Genomic DNA, 18,236 nt, shown 5'->3' with positions numbered 1-18,236 from the left:
AAAAATAGGGCTTTTCACATGTAATATTGCATATGAAATATAGTAAAGTTTTAAATTTTAATATTACAAACTTGTATATACGTGTTACAATGTGATTCTCTAATTTATTTTATTCAGCTATTTAGAATTTATGTTTTAGTTAATTTATTATGGTAAGGATTTCATCTGATTGGATTAGCGCTAAACTAGATTTTTATCCAAACAAATCCAATAATTATTTTTAAAATGAAGTATATGTTGTATCCAATTTATTTGGAATAATTCGTAGTCTAATAATTGCTGAATCTAGAAAAAAACATATTCGAAAGGAGGACAGATAAAACTCTGCCTGTGAAATTTAAATCGCTAAATGGTAAAGTGTGGATGATAGGATGTAATTGTGATTTCATTTCGAATGGTACCATAAATGGATATGGAAAAATATAGGATAAAATTTAAATAAACTATATAAGTAGTAAAAATGAAAAGGAGAAGTATCTAGTGTTTAATATAAAAGAAAGATTGGGACAAATAAAGCTTAAAACGAAGTTGTCTATGGCATTTATAGCAATATTAATTATACCAAGCCTTATCGTAGGAGTATCATCTTATAATAAAGCAAAAACAGATCTTAATGAAACAATTCTACAATCAGCAAAAGATAATATAAGTATTTTAGACAAGATTGTTGATGATGAATTAGAAAATAAGCATACAGATGTCACTCATTTTGCAAAGGTACTCACACAAGGGGATTATAATCCTGAACAATCGCAAAATGTACAGAGTAAATTTGATCAATATATACAGTTACATCCAGAGATAGAAACGATTTATACGGCATCCAGTAACAATCAATTTATTCATGCACCTGTTGGCAAAATACCAGAAGGGTTTAATCCGTTAGAAAGTAGTTGGTATAAGGATGCAGTAAAAGCAAATGGAGAGATTATTGTTTCATCTCCCTATAAATCAAAGTCTACAGGAAATATGGTAATTGCAATTGCAAAGCAAAATGCAGATAAAAGTGGTGTCATTGGCGTAGATTTGAATATTACAGATATCGTAAAAACATCCAAAATGATAAAAATTGGAAAGCAAGGATTTGTATCTATAGTTAGTCAAGATAAAACTATAGTTGTTCATCCATCACTAAAGCCTGGAGAGAAATTAGAGAAAACTTTAGCGGATGAATTGTACAAGACAGAAGATGGAGTAATTACTTATAGCCTCAATGGCGAAGATCGAAACATAAGCTTTAAGACAAATAAAAAAACAGGTTGGAAAATAGCTGGCGTAATGCCTACGAAAGAAATTGAAGAAGCTACTAATCCTATTTTTTATAAAACGTTCACTATAATAGGGGCTTCATTATTGTTAGGTGGAATTGTAATTCTATTCATACTCAGATCTATAATTACTCCACTAAGACAATTAGTCATTTCAGCTCAAAGAATTAGTCAAGGAGATTTAACCGAGAAAATAGATATTCGTTCAAAGGATGAACTTGGTCAATTAGGTGGTAGTTTCAATACAATGGCAGAGTCGTTACGTAATATTATTTCTCAAATTAACACATCTGCAGGACATGTAGCTGCGTCTTCTGAGGAACTAACTGCTAGTGTAGAGCAAGCAAGTGTTGCGACAGAACAAATTACAAAAGAGATGGAAGAAATCTCGAACAGTGCAGAAGTTCAAAATAATGAAGTTGAGTCTGGAGCTGAATTAATTGGTGAGGTAACACGAAATATTCAATATGTAGCTGAGAATGCATCTGAAGTATCGGCTTCATCCATATACACAAAACAAAAAGCCAATGAAGGTGAACAATTAGTAGAACAAACTGTAGCACAAATGCAGTCTATCCATCACTCTGTTTCTCAATCCGATAATGTAATAAAATTATTAGATAAGAAATCGCAACAAATTGGAAGTATATTAGAAGCGATTCAAAATATTGCGGAACAAACAAATTTATTAGCATTGAATGCAGCAATTGAAGCAGCTAGAGCAGGAGAACAGGATCGAGGGTTTGCAATTGTTGCGGATGAAGTTAGGAAGCTAGCAGAGCAATCATCCGAATCTTCGATGGAAATTGGAAGCTTAATTAAGGAAATACAAGCAGACGTACATGAGACTGTAAAAGCTATGAATGAAGTGGGAGTAGAGGTACAGTCGGGAATTAAAGTTGCGAACGATACAAAGCAAAGTTTTTATGAGATTTCAAAATCTGCAAATGATATTGTGTCAAAAGTGCATGGTATGGTGGAACTATCTAATACAATGACTACTGATGCAATGAAAGTCGATACATCGATTGATCAAATAGCTATGGCTGTAAAAGAGAATTCTTCAAGTATGCAAACGATTGCTGGTTCATCTGAGGAACAACATGCTTCTATGGAAGAGATAAATTCTTCAGCAATACAATTAGCACAGATGGCAGAAGAACTTCAAGAGTTAATTGGTGGATTTAAGATTTAAGTTGAGATTCTAGGAGAGAATGCTAGAATCTTGTTACAGAGTGGAAATGCATAGTAAATAAGTATAATATATACTCTCTATGCGCGTATTGAACAGGCAGAAAACCCATTTAAAAACCCTCCATTTGGAGGGTTTTTAAATACATTTACATTAAATTTGTGGTGGTGCACCACCATAATCGCCAACACTATATGAAGGAGCAGGATAATGCCCATGAGTAGCAAGCTGATCTGTTTTAGAAAACTGAAAAATTCCCACCGTTAATACCCCAATAAAAGCAATGCCTGATAATAATAAGCTAATTTTTTTCATTATTTTAACACTCCTTTTGCAATTGATTTTTGTCTTGCTTGATAACAAATATGGAAATAGTCACTTACTTTTTGGTGGTTCTCTAATTGTCTACATTTTGTGGCAAATAATTCAGCGTATTCGACAACATATTCCCATAATTCTTCTTCCTTAAAGTATAAGATTCCTTCTTGAATGATTTTTTCTAATTCTTCCAATGGAATATTTTCGTTTAATCTTTTTAAAATAGAGAAGTGGTGTGTGTATTCTTCGTTATGAATTTTTCTGCAAATCTGTAATCCCTTATCAATGAGTTGGCTGGCCGTTGATTGTTCTCCTAATTTATAATGTTCCTTAGCTTGTAGGAAGATGGCCTTGAAGTGTGTAGGGATTTTCTCTGTTACTTCTGAAAGGTGACGAATAGCTAAAGTAGACATACTTTGATCAGAATACAGCCACCCCATAGTATTTTTTACATATAACAAGGAATCTTCTTCCCTATTTTTTTGTAGTAAATCAATTGCACAATGTAGATATTCTTCTGCTTGTTCGTACTGTTTTAAATAGATGCAGCAACCACCTAGTAAACTATTACAAAAGGCTGTTTTTACTTCATAACCTTCATACTTTGAAAAGATTGCTCTCGATTTATTTGCGTATTCGATAGAAGCGAGATTGTTATAGGTATGGTGATAGAAAGTAGCAATTCTATAGTAAAATTCAGCATGTTCAATTTCATCTGGTATAGCTACCAATATTTTTTCTGCTAGTTTATAATGTTCTTCTGCCTCAGTATAATTTGATATAAAAGTGGAATGAATGGATTTGAAAAAGTGATAATAAAATCGTAGAAATTGATCTGTAGGCATATCATAATCGCTAATAGTATCAAAACTATTTTGTTGAATACCAAGGCTATCTGTTAAGACCTTGTAACGAAATTCGAGTAGTGAATAGTATAGTAACAAATTTTGATCCTGATGTTCTTGATCCGGTTCAATGCTTAACTTATTAATTTTTTCATCAATTTTCTTTTTTAGATTAGTAGCTTTTATAACTTGTTGAGATAGCATTGCTCGATACCAGTCGTTCAATAGAGAGGTTAATTGCTCATTTCCCTTTACTGAAACACTCATAATATACGCCCCCATTTTCTAAAAAAATCCTAATCCAATTTAATTATAAACATCATAACAAAATAGAAGAAAAAATGGAGTGATATTACAATATTTTTCAAGAAAATTCAGAAAAAATAATCAATTTATGTCGAATATACTCATAATAAAACATCCGAAAATTATCAAAAGATAATATGAGTCTTTATACGTTCTATCAGGTGAACTTAGAAACTGTGATTGAAGATTTATGAAATTTTCTTTTCTTAAAACGGATCAATTACGTATTAATTTTTAAATTATTTTATCGGATACATATAGTATGTATCACCACCAAATGTATAAATCTTGCGTATGTAAATAAGAAAAGAATAAAGAAAACAAAAGAAGAACTTGTAAGAATTTCTACAAGTTCTTCTTTTGGATAATGTAAAAAGGTGAAACAGACTATCTCATTATTTGTAATAGTGAAATTATCTTACTTATGGTTTTGTTTTATAGAAGATGTACTATTATATTGGAAGATTTGTTCTAAATGTTGATTAAAGGAAAATTAAAGACTGGTAGGGGAGAAGTGCATAAAAGAGAAAGCCTTCTTTACTTATTCTGAAAAGATAATTCAAAAAGCAATTTGTGTATAGAATAAGCAATGCATGAATTCATCGACATTGGTGATAATAAATAAGAGAATCATAAGCATGAACTTTAGTGGAATAGCTACAAGAAGGGGATAATTATAAAATTGTTAAAGCTCAGTATAATTCTATAATAGTAGATATAATTATTGGAATTTTCAACTTAGTTACTTTTCGGGTAGGGTAAGTAGAAGAAAATAGGAAGTTTTTCTTTGAAGAAAGCTCTTTTGACAGGAATAGATTTTCTCATAACTAGAACAAATAAATTAATAATCGCATATACTGTATTGTCGTTAAAGCAAGACAGTATTTTCTCATAACAAGGGAATCACTAGAAAAATATGTGATTCCTTTATTCTTCAGTATAATGTCAATAGTTGATTTGAAATAATCGAAGAAATAAAATCTTTGTTAATGGACAATCACATCATTTTAGGTATAGTAGGTTTATAATTTAGACTATAAAAATTAATGTGTCTTTTATTATTTTAACCAAGAAGACTCCCTCCATAAGGAACTCACAGCAAGTATGAGTAAGTGGGAGTAGTTCAAAGCATGCAATATTGTTTGATTTGGCTAATACATAGATTTATCATCTCAGAACTGGTGTAAGAATTATAATGTTTATACCATTCTATTGTATTTTCTAAAGTCTGTTGTAGGGACCATTTTGGTTGCCAATCAAGATTGAATTTTGCTTTGCTAATGTCAAGATTTAGTAAATTTGCTTCATGAAAATTTATTGCGCCTATATTTTCTGCTGTCCAATCCCCACAGCCCCAAATATCTAGTAAACTTGTCACTAATTTTTCTACTGGAACAATATTGCTTAAGGATGGCCCGAAGTTCCATGCTCCTGAATAAAGGATACCATTATTTATAATTTTTTCTGTAAGGAGTAAATACCCGCTTAAGGGTTCTAGTACATGTTGCCAGGGTCTAATAGCAGTAGGGTTTCTAATAATAATCTTTTTGTTTGATTCTAATGCTCGTATACAATCAGGAATAATTCTATCTATTGACCAATCACCACCACCAATTACATTACCAGCTCGAACGCTTGCAATTATTTTCTTGTGGTGAGAAAAGTTTTCTTCTGAAAAGTAAGAATTTCGATAGGAAGAAATTAAAAGTTCGCAGCATCCTTTGCTTGAGCTATATATGTCATGGCCACCCATAGGATCAATTTCACGATAACCCCAAGGCCATTCTTTATTTTCATAGCACTTGTCACTTGTCACCATAATTCCTATTTTAGCTGATTCATGTAATCGAATTGCCTCTAGTACATTCATAGTTCCTACAACGTTTACCTCGTATGTTTCTCTAGGATATTCATATGAATACTTAACTAGAGGTTGGGCAGCTAAATGGAATACAATTTCAGGTTTATAATCTGTAAAAACCTTATTTAATTTATTAAAATCCCTAATGTCTCCACGAATATCAATTATATTGTTTTGAAGGTTAGTAATGTTAAAGTTATCATTTTTATTTTTAGGATCCAATGAATATCCGATTACAGTAGCACCTAATTCATTCAACCATAGGGATAACCAAGAACCTTTAAAACCAGTATGTCCAGTAATTAAAATTGTCTTTCCGTAAAAAGCATTATTAAAGTTTTGATTTAACAATTAGTCCACCTCCTTTAGTACCCTATTTTTAGGGGATTAGGTATAAATGTTTATTATTTTTATACCAATTAACAGTTTTTATAATTCCTTCTTCAATATTAATTCTAGGTTCCCAGGAAAGAGAGTTTTTTATTTTTTGCACATCTGCTTCAGGAACCCATCTTTCATTCGTTCTAGATGGAATTGCACCGTAATTTGGTCTGGAATTGGTTTTCAAATGTTTGAATAATAATTCTACATAATGTTTCAAGGGGTAAATAGTGCCACTCCCAATATTAAAGATTTCATTTTGTACAGTAGTATTCTCTACTGCTAGGATACAGGCATCTATTATATTTTCTATATAACAATAATCTCTTAATTGATTACAGAAAGTTAAATTTACATCTTTGTTTTGTAATACTTGCAAGATTATATAGCTAAAAATTTTATGTGGCTCCTCGCTTTCTCCGAATATGCCAAAAGGTCTTAATGTTATAAGATTAATGCTGTTTTCGCTAGCAATTTGATGGGCGAGTATAGTAGCAGCAGCTTTGGTACTTCCGTAGATATCCACAGGAGTTAGTAACATATTTTCATGAATAGGTTCCATCTTGTTACCGTATTCAGAACTACTCCCAAAATTGATAATTTTTTTACAATTCACCAATTTTGCTGCTTGAATAATGTTACATGTCCCTATAATATTTGTTTCTATAGCATGCATGTAATCTGTATGGGCAGAATTTACACCATAGGCTGCCAGGTGAAAGATATAATCCGGATTAACTTTCTTTATTGCATCCTGTACTTGTTTTCTATCTCGTATATCTATTTCATAGGTTTCAATATTTTTTATAATATCCTTTAGTCTCCAAAAATTTGATGGTGTTCTTATGAAAAGAACAATTCGTGCTTGTAAATTTAAAAGTCTTCGTGCCAAGTGAGAACCAATAAAACCGTATCCACCAGTAATAAGGAAAGTTTTATTTTTAAATGAAGTAATCATAGTGAAAATCTATCCTTTATTAAGATTTATTTTTAAATAAGGAGAGTATCAGTCTTAATTGTAATGAGGGGAGGAGTATTTAAAATAATTTTTTATTGTCGTTGTATCAATTTGGTCAGCAAATAAAGAGGAGGGGGATTTTTGAAAAGTATTATGAAGGGTAAGACATGTCTTGTTCAATTGTTCAATATAAGGAATGTATATATAATCTAAAACTTCTGGAGGTAATTCTAAAGTTTCTTGTTTCCATAAATCGAACTCATTTGGATTAATAATTTGCATACTTCCAAAATGAAAAGCTATCAATTCATCTTGATCAATAAAAACTTTTTTATCTGTTTTTGATATAGAACTGCTATTTAAAATGACATTCCAAGGTGCTGCATCAATACCTTTATGAGTCATGATTTTTATATTAGAAAAGATGTTAGGAATGTGATTTAAATATTTTTGGTCACCCCATCTATTCATTTCAACATCATAATGATTATTGCAATATTCTAGGCATTTATCTTTCCACCATGTTAAAATTTCTTTGCTATTTTGATCGTTTTTGAAGCCTACTAAACCAGCTTGATATATACCGTGTATGTTTTCAATTTCAGTAGAGCTTCTTTGAGGGCAAAGGAATACAGAGTATTTCCACCATTCATCAAGAATGATATTAGGTGCTGTAAAGAAATACATATCAGCATCACAATATATAATGTGATCAACTTCCGGATAAAGACTAAGGACATGTAGACATAGGGGCGCTTTTAATGTCCAACAATATTCTTGTAAACTTCTATCATTTTTTATACTGAGGAGTTCATGATTTTCAATATCTTTTACTGGAATTAGTATGGCGTGCTTTAATTTTAATGTCTCTAATATTTGATAAGTTAAATCATCCATACAACAAATCCATACAGTAAATTTAGCGTTGAAATTTTCTAAGGAATAATAAGAGGTCAATCCTTGAATTAATCGTTCTTTACTTATAATCATGGAAAAGTTCATAAAATGATTGGATTGATTCATTTTTCTTCTTAATTGTGAATCTTTATATAAGGTTTGAGCTTTATTTATATCTTTTTTACTTAAAAATTGTTTAGTATCTTTATTGAATTTATTTTTTAATTGATTTAAAACAAATTGAATTCTCTCTAAATACGGAGTGTAAATATGGTTTAATATATTATTGGGTATTGAAATTGCTCCTAAAGACCAAAGATCAAAATCATTTTCATTAAAGATAGTAATACATGCAAAATGGTAAACAACTAGTTTGTCGTTTTCAATAAATACATCGTTTTTAGTCTTGTCAATTTTATAATCGTTATTATATATACAGTTCCAAGGCGCAGCATTTATACCTAAGTTATTTGAAATTTTTACTTTTGGAAAATATATAGGGATATAATCTAAATACTTTTGGTCTCCAAATTTCCCCTCCTCAGCCTCGGCACTGCACCAATCTAGACATTTATTTTTCCACCATCTTACACTTTTTAGTCCATAGAGATCATTCTTAAATCCAATTAGCCCAGCCTGATATTTTCCATACATTTTTTCTACCCAATCACGATCTCTTTGGGGGGTAAGGAAAATAGAGTATTCACCCCATTCCTCAAAAATAATATTAGGATCAGAGAAAAAGCATAAATCACCATCACAATATAGAATAGATGGTAAATCATAATTGACCAATAAATATTCTATCAAGACAGATTTTAAAGTCCAACAATATTCATTTACTTTTCTTTTTCTTTTAATTGCTTTTAGTTCACTATCTTCTAATTCTTCAACTTGTAAAAGGTTTACATTAATTAAATTCATTTCTTTTAATAGTGAATATGCAAAAGGGTCTATACAACAAATCCACAATGTGAATTTTTCTGAGTACTGTATTAATGATTGCTGTAAAGCAATGATTTTCAAGACATATTCATTACCTACAATGACACAGAAATGATTATTTAGATCATGTTGTTGATTATAGAATTGGGGATTCATTCTTTTTTGAGTATTTTTTTTGGAGAGATTTGAAGCTTTAATTCCTGTTGAAAGCGGGTTAACTATTTTCTCATTAGAGGGGATATACAATCGAGGTAAACTTATTTTTTTATCATTAGAGTTCAATGTTTATTCAGTCCTCTCCACTAAAATTTATTAGGATTCCAACTTTCATCTACAGTTTTTAAATCTTTAGGTGTATCGACACTAGCCCAAAAGTCATTGTGTTCATAGACTGCGAGCTCATTGTCTTTTATTAAATTGCGAAGAGGATCTTCTTCTAGAACACAATCATCACTATCACCTAAATAATCGAATATTTCTTTGTTAAATACAAAAAAACCGCCATTAATTACTTCATCAAGTAATGGTTTTTCTTTAAAATCAATAGCAATTCCATTTTCGACCGTCAATAGGCCATATTGACTATTTTTTTTAATTCCAGTTAATGTAGCAATTTTTCCTTTTTCTTTATGGAATGCTATTAGTTGATCAATATCTATATTTGCTAATCCATCGCCATAAGTTAATAAAAAGGTTTCATCCTGTACAAAGGGTTCAAGTTTTTTTAGCCTTGCCCCGGTCATTGTATCAATTCCTGTATTTATAAAGTGTATATTCCAATTTTCTAATTCCTGAAGTAGCGTATATTGATTGGTTTTAAAATTCAAACTAAAGTCATTCTCTTTCCAGCTAAAGTCCATAAAATATTCTTTAATTTTCTCACCTTTATATCCTAGGGGCAAAATGAAATCAGAATGTCCATATTTTCTATACCAATTCATTATATGCAAGAGGAGAGGCTTTCCTTGAACTCGAACTAATGGTTTGGGAATGTCCTCTAAAATTCCTTGCATCCGAAGCCCTTTTCCGCCACACAAAATTATGACTTTCATAAATTTCTTTCCTTCCTCTCTATATATTTTACTAATTTAAACTATGTAGTTTGTTTGATAAATGTATACACGGTTGTACCATAATGACAATCAACTAAAAAATATATGTTAGATTTATAATTCAAATGCTGATTAAACGTGAAGAATACGCACTGTAGTTTATTCTCAATCTTATGTAAATTAGGTTATTCTAAAATCAATGCTTTATTTTATTTAATACTAATGAAAGAAATTACTTGTTTGTAAGATAAAAGAAGGGGAGGGGAATCAAGGGAATTAAAGAAGCTTATAATGAAAAATCTAAGAAGGAAATTAACTATTTAAAGGAAGAGTGAACAAATATTACATTGTAGATTTTACAAATTTAAAAAAGAGCACCGTATAAAGGTGCTCTAGTGATGGAATCAATTTTGTAAAGAACCATTTATTCAATAAAGAAGGACTTATGAGTTATTATATGAACGGTTTATTAATTAAGTGTGTATCAATTAGATGGGAATTTTATTTCTCTACACCTATTTTAATTTACTGGAAAAATCATGTTAAAAGTAAGAAGAAAAGTATTAAGTTAATGTTATTTTATTTAAAATATAATTCCAATCGGAATCATCACCTTCCCATCTATCCTGATAACGTGGGAGTTCAATTGAACAAACCCTCGATATTCCCCAATTTTGTTCAACGATATTAGATATATCCTCCTTAAAATTGACAATAAGAATATTAAAATCTTTATTTGTAATTTCGGATAATACGTTTTTTAATTCAACCGCTTCATCTCGATTTCCCCAAATCCTAATGAATAAAATTGATTCACTACTATTTATTTTTTCAAGGAATCGATTAATTCTAGTGTCTAATTTAGCTTTAAAAGAAGGATAGGTTGATTTCCAATCCTTTTCTGAGTCAATAGGAAAGTCATGCATTGAAAAACAATTATAATAAGTGTCCTTTATACAATAGGTAATTCGTTCTGCCCATTTAGTTTGATTATCAAATTCTGATTCAATAAGACCGTAACTTTCTGAACCTTCTATGACCATATTTTCCAACTTCATAAATTTTTCAAATCGATTTTGAAGTAATCTGTTTACATCTGAAAGCGATGGATAATAAAACCAATCTAAAGGTCCAGAAAATGTTCTTAAATGGTGCCTTTTGATTTGGTTAGTGACTTGACACAAGCCTCCTAAACTTACAATTACGCCATAGGATTTTTGTATATCATCTAGGTTCATCCTCATCATCCTTTTTAAAAGTAATTTAAATTATCTATTCAGTATATGATGCAATAACATATTGATGTGGACATATATATCAAAGTACATAGAGCTAAGACATTGGTATAAATTTGAAAAGTCAAAATCCCTAAGTTAAGGGGTTATATCTTTAATGTTATATCATTGAGTTGCTATTGGGATGAAAGCTGGTAGGGATTATACTCTCCAGTAACTTAAATTAGAAACCAGTTCTTGATTACTACAGTAAAATTGTTGTGCCTTTAAAAGAATCCTTAGATAAAAAAGAAAAATCTATTGGTTAGCATTTAACCAGTAGATTTTTCTTTGAGTTATTATCTTTTACATAATAATTATAGAAGATGGAAAATTCCACTTAGAAATAATTTTAAGCAGAAGAATAGACTAGTCTAATTTCTAATGGTTCCAGTATCTTTTATTTTGACGTGTGTCTTTACATTTATTTTAGCCTCTGCTAACGCTTGCAACCAATTTCCTTTTACTTTTTTCCACTCTTTATATTGAAATGCTCTAGCATATTGGGATAATCCGATTGGATCAATTTTATTCTGTTGTATTTCATATAACATATTTTGTAAATTATTATTAATTTCTTTTTGAATAGCATTTTTTAAATTATTTATATTTTTTTTATTATCATAGTGCCCTTTAATTGAATTCGGATTGGTTTTTTCTATTAAAGCTACATTAGCGTAAATATCGAGATTAAATACAAACTTTCCGTTTTGAAAATTAACAACTACCTTCCTTGTCGCGTTCTGTACGAATATGGAAGTGTTTGTTTTTTTGTTGGACTTTTTAGGAGGAAGCGCAAGGTGTAGTATCATTCGCCCGCTACTTTTTTGCTTATTTATAAGATTGAAAAATTTAACATCTTTTTTAGGGATATGAGTTAAATATTTCCCTTTTCGATTTAAAAATGCAATTCCTACTGTATCGATTTCATTCTTTGTTTTTTTGATAATTGGAACAGTTTGCGTCATTCCTTCTTCATTTTGTTCTCTCATTAATTGTTGAATTGTAGAAGAGACGGATTGGTTATTTTGAATTGACGATTCGATTACACCATTTATATAAGATGAAAGTGATGGTTTACTAGGCTTATGAATTGTAAAAATTTGTTCTGCAGGTCCATCTACAAGTACTACTTTAGCATTAATGGTAGCGTAAGGGTCACGGTAAGAAGAATCAAGCTCCTGCAACCAATTTGCTTCTTGCGCTAATTTTTTTCCAATTAAAATGATTTCAGCTTTGGAAGCTGTCATAAAGCCCGTTAACTTCGTATCTATCTTACTGAATCCAGTATATACAGTTGATGCTTGTGTCCAATGTTCTATAGTACTTTTTTGCTGTTTATGATGAAAGAGTGGTATGCTTGTTCCAACTTTTATGTCTCCATTAGGGGTTCTATCCAAGCCAATTAACAGGATTAATGAAACCTTCTCAAGAGGAATTCTCTGACTACAACCAATTATATATACACAACAAATTACAATCCATATCCATTTTCGAATCAAAGTTGTTTCCTCCTAGTAATCCAAGTAAAAAGAATACTGTAAGCGAAAAATAAGATTGGTAATAGAATAAAGAAAACGACATTTAAGATATCCATAAGAGAATATATAAACAAATATTGATCCACATCGGGATTTAGGAAAATAAATAGGCCAACTATAAATAACATAAAAGCAAGCAGCGCCCAATTGCGGGCGTTTTTTTGAAGTGAAATGGCTACAGATTCAAAACTGAAAAATAAATACGGATATATCGTAGTGGAAAATACAATTAAATAGTAAGCGATATATATAATTTCTAATCGTTCCATGAAAGAAAAACGAACCCCTTTTAACAGATGAAATACTGGCCAGATTACGTCTTTTATCCCCTCTGGACTAAAGTATATATAAGAAAGAATAGTAACATATAGATAGAAAAACATGGTTCCAGTATTCGCTATTAGTAGTCCTTTTATGGCTTTTTGCTTTTTTTGTAAGAATGGATATATATAATATGCAATTTCTAGGCCAGCATAAGGAGTAATGGTTTCTTTTGTTGCCTTTACAATAGGGTATAATCCTTCTTTAAATATAGGTAGTAGGTGTAAAGGATTGTAGTTAGTCTTTAGTGAAAAAAGAAGAAATAGTGGCATCCAAGTAGTGAAGAAGAAAACAAGCATAGAATAACTAGTAAGAGCCCTTAACCCACTCAGGGTTAAAATAATAAAAGGTAATAGTAATAATATGGTGATTTGATAAGCAGGAGTGGAAGGGAATATCCACACTTTTACAATATCGGTTGCCTTTAATAAAGTATTAAATCCAGCAAAAAATAGATAAAAGGCATATGCAAGAAAAAGAATTGTCCCTATCCATTTACCAAAGTATGTTTTTAAGATTTGTGAGAAATTTTTGTTAGGATTTTTTTGTAACATTAATATAATAAATACCCCGATTATAGAAGTAACTATCCATCCGAGAATGATCGAAATCCAGCCATCTGTGCCAGCATTAGTAGCAAGGGGGCTTGGCATAATTAACATACCAGATGCAAGTTGAAGCGAATGAATGAAAATAATAAATTCGAATAAAGTTACTTTTTGGAACTTAAGATTTCCCATGTTAACCACCTTCTTTTTTCTTTCTTTGTTTCGGCTGTCCTGTACTCGAGCGGGTGGTAATCATCGAAATAGGAAATCTTACAAAAGAATCTTTTAACTCTTGGAGACGAAATGGTGCGATTGGCATTCCATATGGTGAACCATAGGAAGTTAGTGAAACAAAATGAGCAAATAAAAGCATTAATCCACTAACAATACCTACAATCCCATAAAAGTAAGCCAATAACATCATTGGAAAACGGATAAGGCGTATAGAACTTGATAAATCATAATTAGAAACAATAAATGAAGCAATGGCTGTAATAGATACGATAATAACCATAACGTTACTAACAAGACCAGCTTGAACAGCCGCCTGTCCAATTACAATCCCTCCAACGATTCCAATAGTTTGTCCAATTGGTTGTGGTAAGCGAATGCCAGCTTCACGTAGCATTTCTAGTGTAATTTCCATTATAAAAGCTTCCAATAAGGGGGAGAAAGGGACTTTGACTCTTGATGTTGCAATAGAAGTGTATAAGTCTATAGGAATAATTTCAAAGTGAAAAGAGACTATAGCAATATAAAATGCGGGTAAAAAAATAGCTATAATAAATCCTGCAAATCGTAATAAGCGAAAAAATGATGCGATGAGCCAATGAATATTATAGTCATCTGGGGTTTGAAAAAATCCAATCAAATTCATAGGAACAACCATTGCACCAGGTGATCTATCCATTAACACTGCTACTTTCCCATCAAGTATATGATTTGAAATGGCGTCTGGGCGTTCGCTTAAATAAGCCTGTGGAAAAGGAGTCCAATTTTGATCTTTTGTATAATTAGATAGCTCTCCAATACTTAATACCGCATCTGTTTTGATTTTACAGATTCTAGTTTCTATTTCTTGGACTACATCTGCGTTTGCTACATCACCTAAGTAAATTAAATAGACTATAGAAGTGGCTCGTTCTCCAATCGTCAGCTTTTTGATTTTTAACTCTGTAGAAGGAATATATCGACGAATAAGACCTATATTTTTTGTGGCATTTTCAATAAATCCATCATGGGATCCTTTAATAGTAACTTCTGAAATTGGCTCTTGAATCGCCCTTTCTGCCCAGCCTTTTGTGTTTATTAGAAGTGACCGCTTTTCTCCCTCCATAAACAGTACACATTGCCCCTCAAGTAACCCTTCTTTAATTTCATTCCATGTATATACTATTTTGGTATGAGTAGCAATAATATTAGAATTAAATATTTGACTGTCTTCATTTACTTCTTGTAATAATGGTGTAACAACATTGGTTTTTAATGCAACACCATCTGTAAGGCCTTCAAAATAATATAGTAAAATATTCGTGTTTGTTTTTAATTGCAAAGGATGTTCAATTAAATCTGCACTAATATCAAAGATATTATCTAGTGTATTTTTAAGTTGTTTTAAGTTACTTGTTTGAATCTTTTCAATGGTTTTATCTGTCTTAGTTTCTAAGGTCTCTTCATTTAAGGACAAAATTGACACCTCTTTAATATATAACGATTAGTTGTATTTATTATTTTTATATGATTGAATTTTATTCACTAATTTAAACTAATTGGAGATAAGAATTAATAAATTTGATGTGCTATATTATTAATTCAATAATTGAGAGCAAAAAGCAGATGTAATTTGTGTGGAAATTTAAGTATTAAGATAGAATTGAAATTTGAATGATTATAATAAAAAGAACCCTTGATAGGTTCTTTTTTAGTTGGTAAATATGTTGTCAACAATAGATGGCGATAAAGGTAGTAATTTAGATGTCTTTATGTTAATCAGCTAAATTTTGTAGGAAGAATTCATTTTTCATTTATTTGGGTGTTCTAGTGTATTTGAATTTTGCGCACTAACAAATTTTGTTTAGGGACAAAATGCATTTTCTTAATTATCAGAAAAAATAGCGCAACAAAATTCCTATTAATTATTTTGGTAGGTATCAAATATTTCTTTGGCCTTATTTTCTTGATATTACCGTACGTTTATATGTTTCTAAGGGAAAGAAATACTTTCATGTTACCATCTATTGTTTGATTAAGATGGTAACATGAAAGTGAAACGTTTACAACCAGAAAATAAAGAAAAAATATTAAAATGCGACTTTTTTCGACAATTATTCTATGTTTATATTTAATTTTATTATAGGAAAAGGCGGAGGGAAGCGGACCTTTTCCTATAAACTGTTTTGTTGGAATTAGAAATAACTAAAAAAGTAATAATAGCTTAAAATTAAAATGAAATTCAATGATAAAGTTATTATTGAATTTTTGAACCTCAGGTGTCTTGAAAGTATGGTCAAATTTTAATCCACTTTGCATTTCTTCCTTTTGTAACTAGCTTAATATGGCCAAACAGTTGCAAGGAATTTAAAGCCTTACTGATTGTACTCTCTGCAATGTCTGGATAAGTGTTACGAATACTTTCTTTAGTAAAGGGTTGTTTTTGTTTAAGTATAAAATCCTGAATTCTCTCAACTTTAGTATGTTTACATATAGAATCTAGAACTGTGTTATGAAGATCTTTGTAAGCCTCTAATATAATGGTTAAAAACGTTTTTAACCAAAAGCTATTATTATGTTCCTCGCAGTACCAATTCACCGAAGATTTATAAATCGAATTGTAATAATCAGATTCATGTTTCTTAATATATTTATCCAAACATACATATTTTACAAATGTATGTCCACTCTTAATTAACAGCAATTGCATTAACATAAATGCCAACCTGTTATTACCTTGATTGAAAGGGACTATGCAATAAAAATTTAATATAAAACGAGCTATTAATAAAAGTGAATGAAGCCCCTTACTAGTATTTAATGAGTTGTATTGATCACATAATTGCTCCATAAACTGTGGAATAAGTTCATGTGGAAGAATGCGGTAACTATTCAAGTGCATTCCATGTTCTGGAATTCCTGGAATAATAAAAGGTTTTTCACGCCATTTGGCACTGTCAGAGGTAATGTAATGTATTAGTTGAAAATGTAATTCCTGTATAGTTGCTGGATTGATTAATAAAGTACAGGAGTTTTTATGTACAAAAGAAAGTGTTTGATAATAGCAAAAAATAGCATCTTCCGAAATATTTTGAGGTACGATATCATCTAAAATAAGTTCTTTTAATCTTTTATTAGGAACTTTTATATCCTCGTAAATAGTTGTGAAATTTTTTATGTAATGTAGTGGTATAGTTTTTTCTAAGCTATTAAATATGTCCTTGTTTTGTTCCTGATAAGCAGCTAATTTTCCTTTGAATTCGCTAATTTCACTTATTAAATTTATTAACCTCCTTTTCAATTCAATATTTTTATACTTATCATCAAAAAAGTCTCTCATTTTTGTTCCCCCTGTAACCCCTTAACACGTTGTTGCATATATCTTTCCATTCTAAAGGTATTCCACGACATCATTGTAAAATAACGACATTTTCGTTCTGATTTTAAATATATATCAGAATCTATATTTTTATTTAACAATTAAAACATGGAGATTATAAAGAAGAATCGTTAGGATTCAATTTTAATAGGCATAATCCTAACATCAAATGTACAAATGTACAATAAAAAAATAAAAAATATAAAACTATCGACTCTTTTGAAAGATTATTTAAAAGGGTTTTAAGAAATTGTAGGTATAGAGTGCTTTAGTTTAGCAGTAAATATTGAAGTGGTAATAAAGTTTTCATAGGTAATCATAAAGTAGATAAACTATTAATTTGTGACAATTATGTGTCTAATCTATTATATACTTTTATGAGAATTCTAAAATTAAATCCTAAAGAGCTGAATTTTCTATATTTATCATAAAGATCAGAAGAGGTGTGTTGATGAAATGTATCATTTCATATAAAAATATGTAACGTTTAATACTCGTATTGTAAAATATTTTGACATACGTTAATTTAAATATTAGGTACAGGAACATTTAATAAAAACTCAGTACTAAAATACCCTTTAAACGTTTCACCCTAAAATCGTTCTCAAGCACACTGAAGTTCATCCTTTGTTTCTGTGCCTTATTAGCTAAAAATAACATAATAAATTGTTAAAATGTGATAATTAAAAATGGGATTTTAAATCTTTTCTCTTTTCTTAAACGTTAACAATCTCTTGATAATTTGTTTAAAGTAAGGAAATACAGGATAGAAAATAGCTATTAATAAAGAAAATACAGTTAAGCTAGATACCTTAAGCTATTTTATGAGTAATTAAGCGTTAGTTTGAATTAGTAGGGGTATTATATGTGTTTTAACCTCAAGTGTATATGTTTAAGGTTAAAGGATTTGTGAGTGGTATAAAAGCAAAAAAGTCTGGAA

Annotated in this window: 12 protein-coding genes; 1 reads left to right on the top strand and 11 read right to left on the bottom strand. The window is 30.2% G+C overall.

Features of this window, described 5'->3' with window-relative positions:
• Positions 1 to 480 precede the first annotated feature (480 nt).
• A complete protein-coding gene (locus CN409_RS21905; protein ID WP_141527733.1) occupies positions 481 to 2,463 on the top strand; it encodes a methyl-accepting chemotaxis protein in 1,983 nt (660 codons plus the stop codon).
• A 150-nt stretch (positions 2,464 to 2,613) separates the two neighbouring features.
• Here the strand turns inward: CN409_RS21905 and CN409_RS31970 are convergent, their stop codons facing one another.
• From CN409_RS31970 to CN409_RS21850, 11 genes are all read right to left on the bottom strand, one after another.
• Positions 2,614 to 2,775 carry a hypothetical protein gene (locus CN409_RS31970; RefSeq protein ID WP_000724107.1) on the bottom strand — a complete coding sequence of 54 codons (162 nt, stop codon included), beginning with the start codon at positions 2,773 to 2,775 and terminating at the stop codon, positions 2,614 to 2,616.
• On the bottom strand, positions 2,775 to 3,890 hold the full coding sequence (locus tag CN409_RS21895; RefSeq protein ID WP_000116956.1) for a Rap family tetratricopeptide repeat protein: 1,116 nt from the start codon (positions 3,888 to 3,890) through the stop codon (positions 2,775 to 2,777). Before CN409_RS21895 ends, CN409_RS31970 begins: the two co-directional genes overlap by 1 nt.
• A 1,162-nt stretch (positions 3,891 to 5,052) precedes the next feature.
• Positions 5,053 to 6,141, bottom strand: coding sequence for a CDP-glucose 4,6-dehydratase (rfbG, locus tag CN409_RS21890; RefSeq protein ID WP_000934343.1), 1,089 nt, complete (start codon positions 6,139 to 6,141; stop codon positions 5,053 to 5,055).
• Between the two features lie 28 nt (positions 6,142 to 6,169).
• Positions 6,170 to 7,129 carry an NAD-dependent epimerase/dehydratase family protein gene (locus tag CN409_RS21885; RefSeq protein WP_000633065.1) on the bottom strand — a complete coding sequence of 320 codons (960 nt, stop codon included), beginning with the start codon at positions 7,127 to 7,129 and terminating at the stop codon, positions 6,170 to 6,172.
• 54 nt (positions 7,130 to 7,183) lie between these two features.
• The gene (locus tag CN409_RS21880) at positions 7,184 to 9,253 is read right to left on the bottom strand and encodes a glycosyl transferase (RefSeq protein WP_086390707.1); all 2,070 of its coding nucleotides are present in this window, start codon (positions 9,251 to 9,253) and stop codon (positions 7,184 to 7,186) included.
• Between the two features lie 20 nt (positions 9,254 to 9,273).
• On the bottom strand, positions 9,274 to 10,023 hold the full coding sequence (locus CN409_RS21875; protein WP_000864426.1) for a sugar phosphate nucleotidyltransferase: 750 nt from the start codon (positions 10,021 to 10,023) through the stop codon (positions 9,274 to 9,276).
• 563 nt (positions 10,024 to 10,586) lie between these two features.
• Positions 10,587 to 11,261: a papain-like cysteine peptidase gene (locus CN409_RS21870; RefSeq protein WP_001046794.1), complete on the bottom strand. Its 675-nt coding sequence runs from the start codon at positions 11,259 to 11,261 to the stop codon at positions 10,587 to 10,589.
• Between the two features lie 410 nt (positions 11,262 to 11,671).
• On the bottom strand, positions 11,672 to 12,799 hold the full coding sequence (locus tag CN409_RS21865; RefSeq protein WP_000619983.1) for a Ger(x)C family spore germination protein: 1,128 nt from the start codon (positions 12,797 to 12,799) through the stop codon (positions 11,672 to 11,674).
• Positions 12,796 to 13,899 (bottom strand): GerAB/ArcD/ProY family transporter, encoded by a 1,104-nt coding sequence (locus tag CN409_RS21860; protein WP_000527367.1) that lies wholly within the window; start codon positions 13,897 to 13,899, stop codon positions 12,796 to 12,798. Before CN409_RS21860 ends, CN409_RS21865 begins: the two co-directional genes overlap by 4 nt.
• A gap of 1 nt (position 13,900) precedes the next feature.
• Positions 13,901 to 15,394, bottom strand: coding sequence for a spore germination protein (locus CN409_RS21855; protein ID WP_000055704.1), 1,494 nt, complete (start codon positions 15,392 to 15,394; stop codon positions 13,901 to 13,903).
• An 819-nt stretch (positions 15,395 to 16,213) separates the two neighbouring features.
• Complete coding sequence (locus CN409_RS21850; RefSeq protein ID WP_001204206.1) at positions 16,214 to 17,257, bottom strand: Fic family protein; 1,044 nt, start codon at positions 17,255 to 17,257, stop codon at positions 16,214 to 16,216.
• Between the last annotated feature and the right edge of the window lie 979 nt (positions 17,258 to 18,236).

It is taken from the genome of Bacillus sp. AFS012607, from assembly GCF_002558005.1.
Taxonomy (GTDB): domain Bacteria; phylum Bacillota; class Bacilli; order Bacillales; family Bacillaceae_G; genus Bacillus_A; species Bacillus_A thuringiensis_S.
The sequence above is the reverse complement of the archived record's forward strand: the minus strand, read 5'-3'. Positions and strand labels throughout refer to the sequence as shown.